At 42.9% G+C, this 18,652-nt stretch carries 14 protein-coding genes; 8 read left to right on the top strand and 6 right to left on the bottom strand.

All coding sequences use genetic code 11. The features are described from left to right. Nucleotides 1–135: 135 nt before the first annotated feature. The 3 genes from M3180_RS17720 to M3180_RS17710 all read left to right on the top strand — a co-directional run bounded on the left by M3180_RS17720 (nucleotide 136) and on the right by M3180_RS17710 (nucleotide 4,463). A complete protein-coding gene (locus M3180_RS17720; protein ID WP_251669939.1) occupies nucleotides 136–1,767 on the top strand; it encodes an ABC-F family ATP-binding cassette domain-containing protein in 1,632 nt (543 codons plus the stop codon). 240 nt (nucleotides 1,768–2,007) lie between these two features. Continuing rightward, complete coding sequence (locus tag M3180_RS17715; protein WP_285855779.1) at nucleotides 2,008–2,937, top strand: cation diffusion facilitator family transporter; 930 nt, start codon at nucleotides 2,008–2,010, stop codon at nucleotides 2,935–2,937. A 407-nt stretch (nucleotides 2,938–3,344) separates the two neighbouring features. Further along, complete coding sequence (locus M3180_RS17710; protein WP_251669937.1) at nucleotides 3,345–4,463, top strand: C40 family peptidase; 1,119 nt, start codon at nucleotides 3,345–3,347, stop codon at nucleotides 4,461–4,463. Between the two features lie 225 nt (nucleotides 4,464–4,688). On the opposite strand, the gene M3180_RS17705 is transcribed toward M3180_RS17710, so the two are convergent. Next, nucleotides 4,689–5,300, bottom strand: a complete 612-nt coding sequence (locus M3180_RS17705) for a YqaA family protein (protein ID WP_251669935.1) — start codon at nucleotides 5,298–5,300, stop codon at nucleotides 4,689–4,691. 162 nt (nucleotides 5,301–5,462) lie between these two features. Then, complete coding sequence (locus M3180_RS17700) at nucleotides 5,463–6,575, bottom strand: MGDG synthase family glycosyltransferase (RefSeq protein WP_251669933.1); 1,113 nt, start codon at nucleotides 6,573–6,575, stop codon at nucleotides 5,463–5,465. 127 nt (nucleotides 6,576–6,702) lie between these two features. Here M3180_RS17700 and kapB point away from each other — a divergent pair, with 127 nt between their 5' ends. Further along, nucleotides 6,703–7,080 carry a kinase-associated lipoprotein KapB gene (gene kapB / locus M3180_RS17695; protein WP_251669931.1) on the top strand — a complete coding sequence of 126 codons (378 nt, stop codon included), beginning with the start codon at nucleotides 6,703–6,705 and terminating at the stop codon, nucleotides 7,078–7,080. 718 nt (nucleotides 7,081–7,798) lie between these two features. On the opposite strand, the gene M3180_RS17690 is transcribed toward kapB, so the two are convergent. After that, nucleotides 7,799–9,037: a stalk domain-containing protein gene (locus tag M3180_RS17690; protein WP_251669929.1), complete on the bottom strand. Its 1,239-nt coding sequence runs from the start codon at nucleotides 9,035–9,037 to the stop codon at nucleotides 7,799–7,801. 404 nt (nucleotides 9,038–9,441) lie between these two features. On the opposite strand from M3180_RS17690, the gene gltB reads away from it, so the two are divergent. Continuing rightward, nucleotides 9,442–14,046, top strand: coding sequence for a glutamate synthase large subunit (gene gltB, locus M3180_RS17685; protein WP_251669926.1), 4,605 nt, complete (start codon nucleotides 9,442–9,444; stop codon nucleotides 14,044–14,046). Nucleotides 14,047–14,928: 882 nt separating this feature from the next. Here gltB and M3180_RS17680 read toward each other — a convergent pair. Both M3180_RS17680 and M3180_RS22950 read right to left on the bottom strand, forming a co-directional pair. After that, nucleotides 14,929–15,366, bottom strand: a complete 438-nt coding sequence (locus M3180_RS17680; RefSeq protein WP_251669924.1) for a bactofilin family protein — start codon at nucleotides 15,364–15,366, stop codon at nucleotides 14,929–14,931. Further along, a complete protein-coding gene (locus M3180_RS22950) occupies nucleotides 15,359–16,393 on the bottom strand; it encodes a M23 family metallopeptidase (RefSeq protein ID WP_251669922.1) in 1,035 nt (344 codons plus the stop codon). Before M3180_RS22950 ends, M3180_RS17680 begins: the two co-directional genes overlap by 8 nt. A gap of 266 nt (nucleotides 16,394–16,659) precedes the next feature. On the opposite strand from M3180_RS22950, the gene M3180_RS17670 reads away from it, so the two are divergent. Next, nucleotides 16,660–16,848, top strand: coding sequence for a hypothetical protein (locus M3180_RS17670; RefSeq protein ID WP_251670031.1), 189 nt, complete (start codon nucleotides 16,660–16,662; stop codon nucleotides 16,846–16,848). Nucleotides 16,849–16,972: 124 nt separating this feature from the next. Here the strand turns inward: M3180_RS17670 and M3180_RS17665 are convergent, their stop codons facing one another. Beyond that, the gene (locus tag M3180_RS17665; RefSeq protein ID WP_251669920.1) at nucleotides 16,973–17,284 is read right to left on the bottom strand and encodes a dehydrogenase; all 312 of its coding nucleotides are present in this window, start codon (nucleotides 17,282–17,284) and stop codon (nucleotides 16,973–16,975) included. A gap of 151 nt (nucleotides 17,285–17,435) precedes the next feature. Here M3180_RS17665 and M3180_RS17660 point away from each other — a divergent pair, with 151 nt between their 5' ends. Continuing rightward, the gene (locus tag M3180_RS17660; protein WP_251669918.1) at nucleotides 17,436–18,047 is read left to right on the top strand and encodes a DedA family protein; all 612 of its coding nucleotides are present in this window, start codon (nucleotides 17,436–17,438) and stop codon (nucleotides 18,045–18,047) included. A 38-nt stretch (nucleotides 18,048–18,085) separates the two neighbouring features. Further along, on the top strand, nucleotides 18,086–18,652 hold the full coding sequence (locus M3180_RS17655) for a thioredoxin family protein (RefSeq protein ID WP_251669916.1): 567 nt from the start codon (nucleotides 18,086–18,088) through the stop codon (nucleotides 18,650–18,652).

Here is an 18,652-nt window from a genome sequence, read left to right as displayed (position 1 = left end):
AAGCAGATTTTAAGTGGTGAGCTCCAATTATGAACAATGATTTCGAAAATTTAGCGTTAAACGAGAGTTTTATAAGAGAGACTATGCTATAATAGTCCGAGGTAGTAAGTATGAAGAGAAGGACGGGATTTACTCATGATTAGTACAAATGGCATCACGCTTCGATTTGGCAAGCGTGCGCTTTTTGAAGATGTAAATATTAAGTTTACTCCTGGTAACTGTTATGGCCTAATCGGTGCGAACGGTGCTGGGAAGTCTACTTTCCTTAAAATATTATCTGGTGAAATCGAGCCTTCCCAAGGTGAAGTGCATATTACACCAGGTGAGCGTCTAGCAGTATTGAAGCAGAACCATTATGAGTATGATGAGTTTCAAGTGCTTGAAACGGTCATTATGGGTCATAAAAAACTGTATGATGTAATGAAGGAAAAGGATGCGCTCTACGCTAAAGCAGACTTTACCGATGAGGATGGTATGCGTGCGGGTGAGCTTGAAGCAGAATTTGCAGAGATGAACGGCTGGGAAGCTGAGTCTGAGGCAGCAGAAATGCTTAACGGTCTTGGCATCGGACCAGATCTTCATTACAAGCAAATGGCTGAGCTTGACGGCAATGAGAAGGTACGCGTGCTCCTAGCACAAGCATTGTTCGGTTCGCCACAAATTCTATTACTCGATGAGCCTACGAACCATTTGGACATTGAATCGATTCGTTGGTTGGAAAACTTCCTTGCAGATTACGAAGGTACTGTTATCGTAGTCAGCCATGATCGTCATTTCTTGAACACGGTATGTACGCATATCGCTGATATCGACTTCGGTAAAATTCAGATGTATGTTGGTAACTACGACTTCTGGTACGAGTCCAGTCAGCTGGCACTACAGCTTATGCGTGCTGAGAACAAGAAGAAGGAAGATAAGATTAAAGAGCTTCAAGCGTTTGTTCAACGCTTTAGCGCGAATAAATCAAAATCCAAGCAAGCAACTTCTCGTAAAAAGCTTCTTGATAAAATTACACTTGATGACATTCGCCCTTCGAATCGTAAATATCCGTTTATCCAATTTAAAGGAGAGCGCGAAGCTGGTAAGCAGCTGCTGCTTACAGAAGGCTTAACGATTTCTGTTGAAGGCGAAGTGCTGATCAATAATTTAACACTTACCATTAATAAAGGTGATAAAATAGCCTTTGTTGGTCCGAACGGCCTTCCCAAAACAGCGTTCTTCGAAACAATTGCTGGTGAGCGTGAGCCGGATGCAGGAACATATTCTTGGGGAGTTACAACGACACGTTCTTATTTCCCGAAAGACAACTCAAAGTATTTTGACGGTGTTGATATGAACCTCGTGGAATGGCTGCGTCAATATTCTAAAGATCCAGACGAAACATTCCTTCGCGGATTTTTAGGCCGTATGCTATTCTCTGGTGATGAAGCGCTGAAGAAAGCGAATGTGCTTTCAGGGGGAGAAAAGGTTCGTTGTATGTTGTCTAAGATGATGCTGGAAGGCGCAAACGTATTTATTATGGATGAGCCTACGAACCACTTGGATCTAGAATCCATTACAGCATTGAACAACGGTATGATGGAAACAGATTGTACTGTATTGTTTACATCTCATGACCATCAATTCGTTCAAACGGTAGCGAACCGTATTATTGAGTTTACGCCAAACGGTGTCATTGACCGCTTAATGACGTATGATGAATATCTTGAGAGCAGTGAGATCAAAGCTCTACGTGAAAAAATGTATGACGGAGAACTAAAGCTATAAGATGAAAGTCTTGCTAGGCCACTGGTATTGCCAGATGAGCCTAGCGAGGCTTTTTTTGTTTTAGGTGCATTCCTTTTCATAAACTGGTCGACACTGTATGTAAAAACAATACATACGTTAGTAGCATCTGTATTAATTTGCACTGATGAAACTTTGTTAGAGAGGGTCGTCATTGTTGGAGTCGTACACAAGTTGCGACTTAGGTAAAAACTGTTTCTGTAGACTCACACGATAGTTATCATGTATGATACGGAAAGTGAATTTAAGGTGCTTGCAGTAGTTGGGGAGGTTTTCAAGCTGACACAGTATGAAGAAATTAAGCAGGGGGAAAAAGGTGCATGGCTAAGTATAGGTGCGTACCTTGTTCTATCCTCAATCAAGCTCTGGATAGGGTATAGCTTTTTATCTGGAGCGCTCGTAGCGGACGGATATAACAATTTAACGGATATTATAGCATCAATCGCCGTATTGATAGGCTTGAAAATATCACAAAAGCCGCCAGACGTGGATCACCCTTATGGACATTTTCGTGCAGAAACGATCGCCGCACTAGTTGCATCATTTATTATGGCGACTGTAGGCCTACAGGTCATTGTAGAGGCTGGTAGATCCTTATTTGAAGGTGATATTAAGACACCGAGTCTCGTTACAGCATGGGTCGCTTTAGCTTCAGCAGCTGCGATGCTGCTTGTCTATACGTATAACAATCGGCTTTCCAAAAAAATTAACAATGCTGCTCTTCAAGCAGCGGCAAAGGATAATTTATCGGATGCACTCGTTAGTATTGGAGCAGCAGTAGGGATATTCGGGGCTCAGCTAAATATGCCTTGGCTAGATCCTATTGCCGCAACCGTGGTCGGTATCATTATCTGTAAGACAGCATGGGATATTTTTGTTAGCTCAACCCATGCACTAACGGATGGTATTGATGAGAAAGTGCTAAAAAAGCTTCATACGACCGTTGCACACACGAAGGGTGTACGTGAAATATCTGATTTGAAGGCAAGGGTGCATGGTAACAACGTGCTTGTTGAGGTTATCGTGTTGGTTGACCCTAAATTAACGTTAATTGAAGGCCATACGATCTGTGATGAGATTGAAAGAAGGCTTTATAAAAAGCATAAAATATTGAATGTGAACGTCCATGTCGAGCCTTACGAAGCGAGATAAAGCGATAAGAAACGGACATATATGACTAGAAAATGATAAAAACCGGGATGATGGGACGACTCATGATAGGCAGTAAATACTGGTAAATCCCGATAGGTCCTATGAAAATGAATAAAAAGTCCTATATATGCTTAGTAGTGTTCTTCGTTCTAAGATGAGAGTGTTTTCATATTTCTCATCTCCAGAAACAAGATATTATTGGTTCAATTATTAAAATAAAGGATGTCTCTCATAATAGAGGCATCCTTTATTAATTTTCTCTCACCATTAGAGAGCCCAGTTTTCGGGCGTTAGCGGTCTTAGTTATTTAGGAACCAAGGCAGATGCCCGTTGTTCCCTTCTAATTCTATAATGTGTACAACGCTTAACGAAGCGAATATGCAGCAAGAGGAAGGAGAACAGCAAGAATGAACTATTCTATAAAGTACAAAGTAACAACAGCAGCATTAGCAATTAGCATAGCTGTAGGAGGGTTATCGCTAGCACCAGCACCGACCACTTATGCAGCAGAGGTAAGCGCCATTAATCAGGTTGCAGAAGTAACTTGGGGTGTTAATCTTCGTACAGGCCCTAGCACAGCGAACAAAGCTATTCGTATGATCTCTAAAGGAGAGCAAGTAACAGTTATCGGTGTTGCAGCTAATGGCTGGCTGCAAGTAACAGACGGTAAAGGGAATACTGGTTACATCTCCAATGGTAGCAAATATACTGAGGTTGTAGGTAATTCAACAAGCGCACCAAGCAGCTCTAGCTCTAACAGTGCAGGTAACACAGTTAGTGCAAGCAGCAATCTTGGTAAAGGTACAATTGTTAGATCTGTATCTTTCCGTGAAGGAGCAGGTACATCATATCCTCGCATGCGTTATATTAAAAAAGGTGAGCAGGTTACTGTTCTAAGCAAAACAGGCAGCTGGTACAAAGTAACAGATGCTAATGGTGTAACAGGTTATGTATCTAGCTCAAGCAAATATATTTCTGTAAATGGGACAGGCTCTAACATTAATACTGGTTCCAGCAGTAACACAGGTTCTAGCAACAACACAGGCTCCAGCAGCAATTCTGGTTCAACGGTAACCAATTCAAATGCAGCTGTAGAAAAAGTGATCGCTGCAGGTATGAAATACTTGGGTACTCCATACGAGTATGGCTCGAACCGCAACACAACAACAACATTTGACTGCTCTGACTTTGTAAGACAAGCCTTCAAGGATGCGCTTGGTATTAATGTAGGTGGCGACTCTAGAAAACAGGGTGCCTATGTAAAAGAACTAGGCAATGCGAAAACAAGCATTAGCCAGCTAGAGCGTGGTGACCTTATGTTCTTCATGTCTTATAAAGGTACAAGCAAATCAAGCTACAGCGGAATCAATAAATCTACTGCTCGTATTACGCATGTAGGGATTTACTTGGGTGACGGTAAAATTCTACACACATACTCTAAAGAGAGTGGTGGCGTAAAAGTAGATACATTTACAGGCAAGCATTGGGAACATCGCTTCTTGTACGGCGGTAGTGCGATTAAATAATGTTGTGCAAATAGCTAAATAAAAAGCAGTGGGTGTCTCTAAAGTCAGAATAGTATGACTTAGAGACACCCACTTTTTGTATATATGCTGTGCTTTTCATGGCTAGAATGAGGATTTCGGGGAGAGTGAGCAAGCAGATGTCTACAAGTGAATGAAGCCAGTATTGAGAGTTAATAACCTTTCAATACTGGCTTCATTGCATTTCAATATAGAATATATATTATTTTACATTTCAGCTTGCTGTTCATTACCTTGCTCAAGCGCTAATAGCTTGCGCTCCTTGCGTTTTTTCATCCATTTTCTAACGAGTAGGAAGATGACAATGATCGGCACAACCGTAATGAAAATATAAAGCGAAACATTATGAACCATAGATTCCGCGGTTTTACCAAACATATAAAACAATGCGCCTACAACATAAAACTTTGTTGCTCTACCAATCGCGGCATAAGCCATCAGCTGCCAGAGTGGGTACTTTAATACGCCAGATAAGATAGTGAAAACTTTAAAGGGAATCGGCGTGAACGCACCGATGAGTATGGCGACAGAGCCTTTATTTTTAAAGTAGTTCGTTGCTTTTTCAGTAAGCTCAGGCTTTACAAAGCGAGTCAAGATACCTGTTCCGAATACTTTACCGATTAAGTAGCCGATAGGCGTTCCAATGAGACAAGCGATGAATCCAAATGTAGCTAACCAAAGTGCGTTAGTCGGATTGAGCATGCTTAACGATACCTGTGTAAAGAAAGCAGGTATTGGGAAAATAATGGCATCCAGAAAAGAGTGGATGGCAAGACCTAGAGGTCCGAAATTCCCCATAAATTCTACAAATTCTTCCATTAATAGCTTGCTCCTTTAACGAAATCTTCCAAAAACTATGACGAAAAAAGCAGATCTGCTACTTTATTGGTCAAGTAATTTCAGTTTAACACAGAATAAAAAGGTGTAGCGTCTATTTTTTTACGTAATGGGTAGGTAATTGGTTTCAAAAAAAAAGCAGTGCTACAAAAATTTGAGCACTGCTTTTACACAATGTAAAGGGTCGTAGTGTGTATTACGCGTATGCACAAGCTGTTCTCGAACCTCACTAATTTTTGTGCGATCATGAATAATCTTGAACCAACGATCGACAGTATCTGTGCTCGAAAGCATTTCACCAAAGCCCATATTAATAAAATACTCGCAGTTTTCTTCCTCTTGACCAGGAATGGGCTCGTAGAATAACATGGGGAGTGCTTTGCTTAGTCCTTCAGTACAGGTCATGCCACCTGGCTTCGTAACCAGTAGATCGCTAACTTCCATTAACTCATTAATATGCTGAGTAAAGCCAATAACATGAATATTTGGATGCTTAAATAGCGGATCAGCATCCAATTTTTCCTTCATATCATTATTGGAGCCTACACAATAGATGAGCTGAGTTGATTCTCGCCATTTGGTCATATAGGATAATACACTATCCTCGTGCAGGATTCCCCATCCGCCACCCATAATGAGTACCGTTGGCATATCCTTCAGGTTAAACTTAGCACGTAGCTCTTCTTTTGGTGAGGACTTCCAAAACTTCGGGTGAATAGGAATGCCTGTTACTGAGATTCTGTCCCGACGTGTTCCCTTTTCGATCAGCCGATCCTTCACAACATCTGAAGAGACTAGATATTGATTGACCTCATCATTCACCCATGAGCCATGGGCATCGTAATCTGTTATAACGGTTAACAGCGGCGTTTTTAAGCCATCTTCCTTCAGTTTACCGATCATCATGCCGGGTACGGGATGCGTACATATAATAACCTGTGGGTTGAGCTTCGCTACAACCTTTGCCGTTTGAGTATAGAATAAACGATAAAGTGCATTTTTGGTAATACGGTTCGTTGGCTTTCGGTAATTGCTCCGATACATCATGCCTACTACTTTAGGCTGCTTGCTGACGGTTTTTCGATACGCATTAATAATGATTGGAGCCATTACTGGGTTAAGAAAGCTGCCTAGCTCTAGGACTTTTGTAGAGATTTCAGGATTGATATGTTTTAATCCTTCACTAAGAGCATGCGCTGCTTGAGTATGACCAGAACCGAAGCCTTCAGATAGCAGCAATACTCTTTTCTTGCTCATAACATTCACCTTCTTCTTATCTTCCATATTACCCCGCAACTTCATCGTTACACAAGTCCAGTTTATTCTAGTTGCATCAAAAATCATCATCATTTACAGTAAATTTATAACAGAAGGAGGTATGTATATGAGTTCATTAGAGTTCCACATTGGTCAACGGGTTACTGCAAAGGTGAGAACTGGAGTTTACATAGGTGAGATTGTCGAGCGTTATGACCCAAGACTCGTTGTACAAGTATTAGCGGTCGTAAAGCATCCTGAGCAAGGAGATCTGCATCATCCATACAACCCGGATGTACCGATGTTTCATGAACGGAGAGCACTGGCCTATAGTGAGAAAACAACGGTACTGCCGAGAGATGTCGAGCATTATGAGGGCGATATTCCTGATTATAAAGAATCGCTGCTTCATGCAGCCCAGCAAGAGCTTGAAAAGCTAGACAAGCTTAATCGCTGGACTGCCAAGAGCATGGAAAATATGAAAGCATTAATGGAGTCCTATTAGTTCAGAGTTACCAGGACCGAGAAGGTTGAAAGAAGCTAGGGACTGAGAAGCACAGCGTACGTATTGGGTACGTGAGCACCGTAGCTTTCGGTAGCGTGACCTATTCGATGCCGAATAATCATCTCAGTCCTACTTCGTCATCAAATTCAAGTTTTTTGAACTTCAATTCTAATACGTGTTCAAAAAGTTCAGGATTCAGGACCGAGAAGGTTGAAAGAAGCTAGGGCTTGAGAAGCACAGCGTACGTATTGGGTACGTGAGCATCGGAAAGCCCGGCTGAATTCAAGATTCGAAGTCGAAAGACTCTCAGACATACATCGTCATTAAGCCTGGATTTTTTGAACTTCTAATTCAATGTGTGTTCGAAAGGCTTGGATTTCAGGACCGAGAAGATGGCACGCTACTAGAAAGCGAGGAGCGCAGCGTACGTAGTTAGTACGTGAGCACCGTAGCTTTCGGTAGCGTGACATATTCGATGCCGAATAATCATCTCAGTCCCGCATCGTCATCAAATTCAAGTTTTTTGAACTTCAATTCTAATACGTGTTCAAAAAGTTCAGGATTCAGGACCGAGAAGGTTGAAAGAAGCTAGGGCTTGAGAAGCACAGCGTACGTATTGGGTACGTGAGCATCGGAAAGCCCGGCTGAATTCAAGATTCGAAGTCGAAACACTCTCAGACATACATCGTCATCAAGCCTGGATTTTTTGAACTTCCTCTTAACGGTTTACGTATACCGTTTTCGTCTTAGCATGATACTCCACAAACAACCCAAGACCTTCAGATAGAGCAGCTACTGGTACATACGTCTTATTAAGCTCCTTATCTAGAAATGCTGGAGAAGCGTTTAATGTGTAGGATTGTCCGTTGACCTTGTAGGTTTTTGCGTCGATGGTTAATTCTACTACACGATCATCTATCGTAACGGTAGCTGTTTGTGTCTTGTTGCTCCAGCCAAGCTTTGCACCCATCGCTTGTGTAATATCACTCAAGACAAGATATGTTCGGCCTTCAATGAGCTTCGTTGGATAGCTGCTAATCACTTCCTTGCCGTTTACAACAACCGATAGAGGTATACCTTCCTTGCGTGGCTCCACGGTACGATAATCTCCCCATATTAATCGGCTATACTCTTCAGCTAATTTTTTGTAGCCTTTCTCATTCGGATGGATATCCAATTGAGCGATAGAGGTTAGATTTAACGCGTTATCCTCAATAACAGTTGATGCATCGATGTATTGAATGGCGAGCCCTTTTTTATTGAATTCTGCAATGATCTCCGAGAAGCTATTGTTTATAGTCGCGCGCGCATCAATTAAAACGTTCGCTAAATTACTGTCTACCTCTAAGTAGACCTCCTTGCCATTAATATTTAGCTTTGGAACGGGCAAGTATTGATTTTGCGTTGCAATCATAACGTCTGGATTCAGCTCAGATAGAATTGAGAGAATAGAGGTTAGCTGCTGCGCGTAGTTTTCCGTCGTTGCAGCAAGCTGACTGTTCAGCTGCTCTCGCTCCGCTGCAGTCCAGCTGCTCCAAGTTTTTTTCAAATCAAGCTGGGTCAAAATTTGTAGAAAGTCATTGCCGCCGATAGATAGCATAATAAGATCAGCATTAACAATATCGTCATGCAACTGTGCAGTATCTCCAATTAATGTATCCACACGCGGGTCTTTTAATCCAAGCTGAACTGCTGCTGGCTTTATCGCCTGCTGCTGCTTAGCCGCATCAAGCCATAGTTTCAGTCCTTCTGTACGTAAGCCTAGTACTCCATAGTTCGCATAGGTTGCACGATGACCATGGAATAGCGCTTGTTCATAAATCTGTTCTCCAATTCCGTAAGGCTTGAATTGATTGTTCAAGCGATGCTCATGCTCATAGCCAACAGCTAAAGAATCTCCTAAAACTAAAATATTTAAAGAATTTTTTTCTGTTTGCACTTTTCCGCTACTAACCATTGGCTGGCTAGCTGCTGCTTGCTGGGGTAAAAGTGTAGAAAATATAAGTACTGAAATGAATAATACTACAAAAACGCGATTTGTTGCGGTCTTACAATACTCCAAATTAGTGCACATAAAACACAAATCCTTTCGACTTAAATTCCTTTATTATAAAGGTTTTTCGCAAATACCCCTCTATATTTATTGTTCAAAAAGTGCTAAAATCATTTCATTACCAAACAAACGGGTGATTAAGACGCTTTGTTGTGAAACAGGCAATACGAAAAATGAAAAAAATTTAGACAAGGTGAACAATTAGGGATAAGAGAACATTCTTAAAATCTCTTATATCTATTCTATTATAAGTTGTTCCAAAGCAGAAGAGAGATATGGAAATTTTTATGATAGAGGGGAAATAGATAATGAACAGAAAATTAGTTAATTTACCACCTAGACAAGGACTATATGACCCGCAATTTGAGAAAGATGCTTGTGGTATGGGCTTTGTCGCTAGCATTAAGGGAGTAAAGTCGCATGATGTTATAAGTAAAGCATTAAACTTGCTTGAAAATATGGAGCATCGCGGCGGTCAAGGCAGCGAGCCGAATACAGGCGATGGCGCAGGGATACTAATTCAAATTCCACACCAATTTTACTCAAGTGAGTGGAAAAAGCAGAACATTGAGCTGCCAGAGCCAGAGCAATATGCGGTCGGAATGATGTTTATGCCGCAAGATGCTGCTTCACGTCAAGAAATCGAAGCAGTACTGGCTCAAATCATAGAAGAAGAAGGACAGGAGCTAATCGGTTTTCGTGAGGTTCCTACGAACGATAATGGGCTAGGACAATCAGCGCTGTCGGTTAAGCCATATGTCGCGCAAGTATTTATTAGACGTAATGCAAATTTAACAGACACAATGGCTTTTGAGCGTAAGCTGTATGTTATTCGCAAACGTGCTGAGCTTGCTGTGCGGTACGGGGAACAGAGCGGAGGAGAGATGTTCTACTTCTCTAGCATGTCCTCTCGTAAAATCGTATACAAAGGAATGCTGACAACCGAACAGGTTCGTTCCTTTTACATTGAATTGAACAACCCTGAAGTCGTGTCCGCTATGGCAATGGTGCATTCACGCTTCAGTACAAACACATTTCCGAGCTGGGAGCGTGCGCATCCTTTCCACTATATGATTCATAATGGAGAAATTAATACGTTGCGCGGCAATGTAAACTGGATGCACGCTAGACAGACGCTGCTTGCTAGCGAGTTGTTCGGCGATGATCTGGAAAAAATTATGCCGATTATTGCTCCGGATGGTTCAGATACAGCGATGTTTGACAACACCTTTGAGTTTTTACATCTTGCAGGACGCTCTTTGGCTCATGTGGCTATGATGATGGTGCCAGAGCCATGGTCTAACCATAAGGAAATGGATAGCTCGCGCAAAGCGTTCTATGAGTACCATAGTACGTTAATGGAGCCATGGGATGGCCCAGCGGCTATGGGCTTTACGGACGGCTTGCAGATTGGTGCGATGCTTGACCGTAACGGCTTGCGACCTGCTCGCTATTACGTGACGAAGGATGAGCACATTATACTAGGCTCTGAGGCTGGTGCTGTTCCAATTGAGCCAGAGGAAGTGCTCTACAAGGATCGACTGCGTCCTGGTCGCATGCTGCTTATAGATACTGTGAAAGGCTGCATCGTTCCAGATGAGGAGATTAAGGCAATGATTGCTGAGGAGCATCCTTATCGTCAGTGGCTTAATGAGCATTTAGTCGATCTAAATGATCTTCCAGATGCGCCTCTTCTGCCAGAGGTTCGCCCAGAGAGCTTGCAGCAGCGTCAGCAAGCGTTTGGCTTTACGTATGAAGAAATTCAACGCATTATCGAGCCGATGGCAATTAGTGGCCAAGAGCCGCTTAGCTCAATGGGCTACGATGCACCGCTTGCAGTATTATCCGAGCGACCACAGAGACTTTACAGCTACTTTAAACAGTTATTCGCACAGGTGACGAATCCTCCGATTGATGCGATTCGTGAAGAATTGATTACATCGACGGTAACGACGATTGGCCCTGAGCGCAATCTACTTATGCCGGAGCCAGAAAGCTGTCGTCATGTAAAGCTCGCTACCCCGATTCTATCGAACGAGCAATTCGCTAAGCTTAGACATATTCGTCGCGAGGGCTTCAAGGCGATGACGCTTCCGATCTTCTTTGCTTCTGGTAGCGGAGAAAAAGGGCTAGAGCGAGCACTGGATGAGATGTTTGAAGCCGCTGATCGCATTATTGCGAAAGGGCATAACTTAATCATTCTATCTGATCGCGGTCTAGATAAAGATAATACAGCGATCCCAGCTTTGCTTGCGGTATCTGCACTGCATCATCATTTAATTCGCAATGGTAATCGTACGAAGGTTTCCATCTTGTTAGAGTCTGGGGAGCCAAGAGAGGTACATCATTTTGCATTGCTGCTTGGATATGGCGCAAATGTAATTAACCCTTACCTTGTTTTCGAGACGTTGGAAGCACATATCGATAAAGGGACTCTTCGTGGTCTGTCCTACTATAAGGCGGTTAATAACTATATTAAAGCTGCTACAAAAGGTGTTGTTAAGGTTCTATCTAAAATGGGCATATCGACCATTCAGTCGTACCGAGGCGCTCAAATCTTCGAGGCAGTAGGACTTGAGGAAAGCTTAATTGAGAAGTACTTTACTTGGACGCCATCTCGTATTGGCGGTATACATCTGACGCAAATCGCGAAGGATGCACAGGCTGCACATGATCTCGGCTTCTCTGCCAATGAAGGTGTTGATCGAGTACTTGACTCAGGTGGAGAATATCAATGGAGACGTGAAGGCGAGGAGCATTTGCTAACTCCGCAAACGATCCATACGTTGCAGCAGGCAGCGCGTAAAAATGATTATAAGCTGTACAAAAAATTCTCTACGCTTATTCAAGGAGAAAACAAAAAACATCTAATGCTTCGATCCTTGCTTGATTTTAAGAAGGATGCTCCATCTGTACCGTTAGAAGAGGTTGAGAGTGTGTCCTCTATTGTAAAACGCTTCAAAACCGGAGCAATGTCCTTCGGCTCTATTAGCCAAGAGGCTCATGAAAGCTTAGCGATTGCAATGAATCGTCTAGGTGGACGTTCCAATACGGGTGAAGGCGGCGAGCATCCATCACGCTTCCAACCAGATGAGAATGGCGATCTTCGTCGCAGCTCCATTAAGCAGGTTGCATCCGGACGCTTTGGTGTAACTAGTCAGTATTTGACAAATGCCGATGAAATCCAAATCAAAATGGCACAGGGAGCAAAACCGGGTGAAGGTGGTCAGCTTCCAGGTCAGAAGGTGTACCCATGGGTTGCTGAGGTTCGTGGCTCAACGCCAGGCGTTGGACTAATCTCACCTCCTCCACATCATGATATTTATTCGATCGAGGATTTGGCTGAGCTAATTCACGATTTGAAAAATGCGAATCCTGCTGCACGAATTAGTGTTAAGCTTGTCGCTGGTTCAGGTGTCGGAACGATTGCTGCTGGTGTGGCAAAAGCAAGAGCGGATGTTATTACGATTAGTGGCTATGATGGAGGAACAGGTGCTTCACCAATTGGCTCAATTCGACACGCAGGCTTGCCATGGGAGCTAGGTTTGTCTGAAACGCATCAGACGCTAATGCTTAACCAATTGAGAGATCGGGTAGTGCTGGAGACGGATGGTAAGCTGATGAACGGTCGCGATGTTGCGATTGCAGCATTGCTTGGTGCAGAGGAGTTTGGCTTCTCTACTGCTCCGCTTATCGTGTTAGGCTGTGTCATGATGCGTGTATGTCAGCTGGATACTTGTCCTGTTGGTGTAGCGACACAAAATCCAGAGCTACGCAAAAACTTTACCGGAGATCCTCAGCATATTGTGAACTATCTAACCTTTATTGCTGAAGAGCTGCGTGAATGGATGGCTGAGCTAGGCTTCCGCACCGTGGAGGAGATGGTAGGCCGAGTAGATCGTTTGCAGACGAGAGAGCTTGATGAGCATTTGAAAGCGAAAGGAATCGATCTGTCTGCAATCCTGTACAATCAAGAGCCAGCAGAAGGCTCAACACGCTATCAATCTAAGCTGCAAAACCATGGTCTTGAGCTGTCACTTGATGCACGTGAGCTGATCCCTAACGCTAAAGCAGCACTAGAGAGCAAGCAGCAGGTGAGAGGAACGTATCCGATAAAAAATACGGACCGTGTTGTCGGCACAACATTAGGCTACGAGGTAACGAAGCGCTATGGCGGGGAAGGCCTTCCTGAAGATACGATCTGGTATCATTTCGTTGGAACAGCGGGTCAATCGTTTGGGGCGTTTGTACCGCAGGGGATAACCTTATCTGTTGAAGGTGATACGAACGATTATTTCGGTAAAGGACTATCAGGCGGTAAGCTAATCGTCGCACCTTCTGAGAAATCAACATTTGCCGCTGAAAGCAATGTCGTTACGGGTAATACGGTGCTCTACGGAGCAACGAGCGGTGAAGCTTATATCCGCGGTATAGCGGGCGAACGTTTTGCCGTGAGAAACTCGGGCGTACGTGTCGTTGTTGAAGGAGTAGGCGATCATGGCTGTGAGTATATGACGGGTGGCCGAGTTGTTATTCTTGGCGAAACGGGCAGAAACTTTGGTGCAGGGATGTCTGGTGGCGTCGCTTATGTATACGATCCTGACCGCAAGCTGATCGAGCGTAGTAATCTTGAAATGATTCTGCTTGAGCATATGGAAGAGCAAGAGGATATCAATGAGCTGCAAATGATGCTGAAAAACCATGTTCAGTACACAGGAAGCACGGTGGCATCTCGAATTTTGTTGCACTTTGCTGATGAACTAGACAAATTTGTTAAAGTAATTCCGAAGGATTATAAAAAAATGCTGCAGCATATTAAATCTGCGCAGCAAGCTGGACACGATCAGCAGGATGCACTGCTAATCGCATTCGAGTCTAGTAAAAAAGAAGCGTTATTAACGACAGCAAAATAAGAATTGTCGAGATAATCGCAAGCTAAAGCTTTGGGACTACATAATTGTAGTCCCAAAGCTTTAACATCACCTCATTTGAAAACTGCACCTCAATTGTTACATTCCATAACAATTGTAGGTGCAGTTTTTTTATGGTGAAGTATACATTTTAAGAAGATAAACGTGCAACGCTATGCTACGAATCAGACTACACTATGGATTGCTGATTGGTCGGAACAAGATTGTTGGATATAGAGAGTATGTTAATAAATGCTAGAAGAAATAATACAAGATGTAGGGAGAAGCCGAGTGCACTTTGCCATGTGAAGTCTGCTCCACCAACGAGTATCCACCAAAACAAAGGGAGCAATTGAGCGGCAGACGTAATCAGCATAGAAAGCAATATTATTCCTTGCAGACTCCGTTTTACTATAGCGTGGTGCTTGAATATGCTTGTCAGAAAGATAAGAATTAGAATGCTAATTCCGCTATAGATCGTGTATGTAGCCCAAAGCTCAACGAGCCCTTGCCCATCTGCAACCGAAGAAACAGCTTTGAATAAAGAGAATGTTGAATGAAAATTTAGTGTATATAAAAGCCCTACACACACAGATAAGATGGCTGCAGCATATGAGATGACATTGCTAGTAACTAAACGTTTTATACTTATAATATGAACTCACTCCTTACAAATGGAACTAATATCCAGACGCAATTTCTTATTACAATGTTTCAGCTTCGGCATTATGCTTTTATGCACAATACCAACTATTAAGTCATGCTAGCAATGCTACCACAACGAAAAGGCGGAGTAATTTGGTATCAGCTGTAGGCTAACCAATTACTCCACCTATTATGAAACTAACTTTTATGAGACAAAACTCTTGTTACCAAGTGAGGGAATTATCCAGCCTGACGGGCCTTTGCCTTCTCTTGTTTGTCGTGCTTATCCTGTTTATCTTCTTGTGATTTTGGTATCGTGCTAAGCTCAGATTTTATAGCAGTGTTCATCTGACATTCACCGTTAAACGCGCCTCCCTCTTGTACGATAATCGAGTGAACGAGTGCATTACCGTTAAGCTGGCCAGAAGGAGTAATAATAAGACGACCGCTTACCGTGACATTTCCTTGCACTTGACCGGCAATCGTTAGTGTAACACAGCTAATATCGGCTTGCGCCACTCCGAATTCCCCGACAATAATATCTCCCTTTGTAGTAATTTCACCGTGAAATTCACCTTCGATCCGTAAATTGGCCTCTGTCAAAATATTGCCTTCCACTACTGTTCCTTGACCAATTAATGTATCGGTTCCAATTAGTTTCTTCGTATCCTTAAACATGTTGATCCTCCTTAACGATCTTTTCATTACGTAGAAATGGAAGGGGCGAAACGGCTTGCTCGTGCTGCAAAACCTGAAAGTGAAGATGGGTGCCTGTGCTTCGTCCACTGCTTCCCATCGTACCGATCTTTTCGCCTCTAACGACTTCATCTCCTTCCTTCGCTTCAATAGAATCCAAGTGCATGTAAACGGTGCGAAGGTTGTGAAGATGCTCCACGATGACAAAGTTGCCGTAAGCTCTATCGAAGCCAGATTCGACGATAACACCATCGGCTGCACTAAAGACGCCGTCGCCTTTTTTACCTGCAATATCAATCCCTGCATGGAAGCGAAGACGTCCTGTAAAAGGATCTGATCGATAACCGAAGCCAGACGTAATATAGTGCTCCTCCGTTGGCCAATAATTAGGATAGCTATCAACCTGCTCTCTTACATATTGTGCTCGTGTCAACGTAGTCTCCATAGATGCTTTAAGATTCTCCAGTGTTTGGCTCATTTGAACAATTGGAGCATCGTTTTGATAAGCCATAGTTGCAATATGATATTGACTACGAGCTAATTCAGAGCTTGCAGCCTGGTTAGGTATGACCTGTGATAATGGCTGTTTTGTAAGTTCTCTATTCATGTGCAACGGCACATCTTCTCCATAGGTTTGAATAAAGTCCTGTAGCTGAGCTTCTAGCGCTTTAAGCTCTTGCAGTTTGCTGGAGATGGATAGTTGCTCCTGCTGTAAAGCTGACAATTGAGCAGCTAGATTGCTAATTGTAGCCTCCTTCGTTAATAATTCATCACTATGCTCATGAATCATAGTGGAATATTGAAGCTGCAAGGCTTTATGTTCTTGTTGAATTCGATGAAGATCCGAATGAGCCTTAATCTGGAGTCCGACAACGACACCACTAAAAATCGCCATCAGTGCTACAGGTGCAGCAATTACAGATCGCTTAGATACGTTAAATTGCTTCACGGACTGATCAGGTCCACGCATCAACAAAAACGACCAATGGGAGCGCTGTTTCTGCTTCACGCACATACTCCTTTCGTCTTCGTGCATCTCTTTCGAATAGAACGTTCTATCACTATGTATTCTGAAAAGCTATAAAACATGCATTCAATTTGAAAAAGTAGTCTAAAAGAATGATGAATGGCTGCGCACAATTGCACGAAAAAGTGCGATGTATGAGGGGAAAAATGCTGGGAACGATAATATCGATTTACTAGCGAAGTCAGCAAGCTGCAGGCAGCAGAATAGATGTTGTCGGTGGTGGGCTGTCAGGAAAGGGGTGACGAATGATGAGAAATCGATCTAAAAAGAATCAAGATTCACCCGATCTTTACTTTGATGGACGAAGAGAATATGAGATGGACATTGATCGTATGGTGAATGAAGGTCTTGGCGGCGGGACTGTTACGCTGCATAACGGCTTAATCGACGAAACAACGACAGATACGACAGGCGTTTCTGACGGCGTTGCTGAATAGCTGCTATTGCATAGTGATTAAACAATACAGGGCTGAATGCCAGCTGTTAGGTAACAGCGGATTCAGCCCTGTAATTGTAGGTGAAAGAGTGCGGTGATACAACCTATGATTAGCGATGACGGGCTCAGCAGCCATAGGCAGCCTTGAAAGCCTCTACGAAACGATCACGGTCAACCTCCAGAATGCTAACGAGCTCGTCGCATACGTTTGCTTCCCACCACTCAACTTGCTTTTTTCGATTGCTGCGGTGCTCATGTATCCATATAAGATTAGCGGCAACCTTCTGAAAATACACCTTTTCGGCTTCTTTTATTTTATGCTCGGGTATCCATACCTTCATCCGTTTAATCGTACGATATAACTCGGATTTACAGGTTCGGCGAATGCTGCGAGCAGTTGGCAGGTCAGGCTGATGATTAGCTCTCTGTTGCTTCAACACGAATCAGCTCCCTTCTACTTATGTATATGCAGCTAGAGTTGGGCTGGTCACCAAAGCCTTTGTATCAAGGACATATGATGTTCGATTGGAAGCATGTCTTTACATATGGTAGAATATCGTTTAGTAATACATATGATGGGGGTTGGAGATGGAAAGCTGGATTATTGAAATTATGGAAAAATTTGGGTATCTTGGGATTTTAATTTTAATTGCGGTTGAAAATATTTTCCCGCCGATACCATCCGAGATCATTCTTACTTTTGGCGGCTTTATGACGACAAGAACGGATTTGACTCCGCTTGGAGTTATAATCACTGCAACGCTAGGATCATTGATTGGTGCAATTATTCTATATTATATCGGGCGTATCTTAGAGGTTGAACGTCTGGAGAAGATCATTGATCGTTGGGGGAAGCTGCTGCGAGTGAAGAAAGAGGATATTCACCGTGCAGATGCTTGGTTTGATAAGCACGGAAATAAGGCTGTATTTTTTTGTCGCATGATTCCATTAATTCGCAGCTTGATATCGGTTCCTGCCGGGATGTCAGGGATGAAGCTGACTCCTTTCTTGTTCTATACGACGATTGGAACGCTGATTTGGAACACAGTGCTTGTACTACTAGGTACAACGCTTGGTGATCGTTGGGAAGACATTGTAGAGTTTATGGATGTATATTCGAATATCGCTTATGCAATTATTGCAATTGCGATTGTCGTTGTTCTGGTGCTGTATTTGCGCCGATTCAAAAAGAATAACTAATTCGCTTAAAAATTTAAATAGAAAGAGGTCTACATACGATGAGTAAAAATGTTGCAAACAAGCTTGGAAAAGGACTTACACCTGAGCAATTTATCGCGGGCATGACGAAAAACCAAGAGCAATTTATCCACAATAAGGAGCAGTTCAGCTGGCCTTCTGAGGATGATCGTGAGTTTTTTGAGTCACTAAACAATCGTGATGATTTGCGCTGCTTAATTCTGATGGCAGATTGGTGTGGCGACGCTGTTCGCAATATTCCGGTCGTATTTAATGTATTGGAAAACAGCGGCATTCCGATTGATGTGTTAATTATGGAAGAGCATACCGACACGATGGATCAATTTTTAACTTTCGGCGGTCGATCCATTCCAATCGTTCTTATTGCAGATACGGGTGGAGCAGTTCTAGGACAATGGGGGCCTAGACCAAAGCATGTACAAGCAGTAATGGCTGAATTCAAAGCGACTAATCCGGATCCAAATGCTCCAGACTATGCTGACCGCATGGCTAAAGTTCGTGAAGAGATTATGAGACAATATGGCGAAGGCTATGGCTATCAAAATTATGTTGTAGCTGAATTACGTGAAGTATTGGAGAGCATTTAA

Origin of the sequence: Paenibacillus camelliae (assembly GCF_023715345.1) — a bacterium.
Classification (GTDB): Bacteria; Bacillota; Bacilli; order Paenibacillales; family Paenibacillaceae; genus Pristimantibacillus; species Pristimantibacillus camelliae.
The sequence above is the reverse complement of the archived record's forward strand: the minus strand, read 5'-3'. Positions and strand labels throughout refer to the sequence as shown.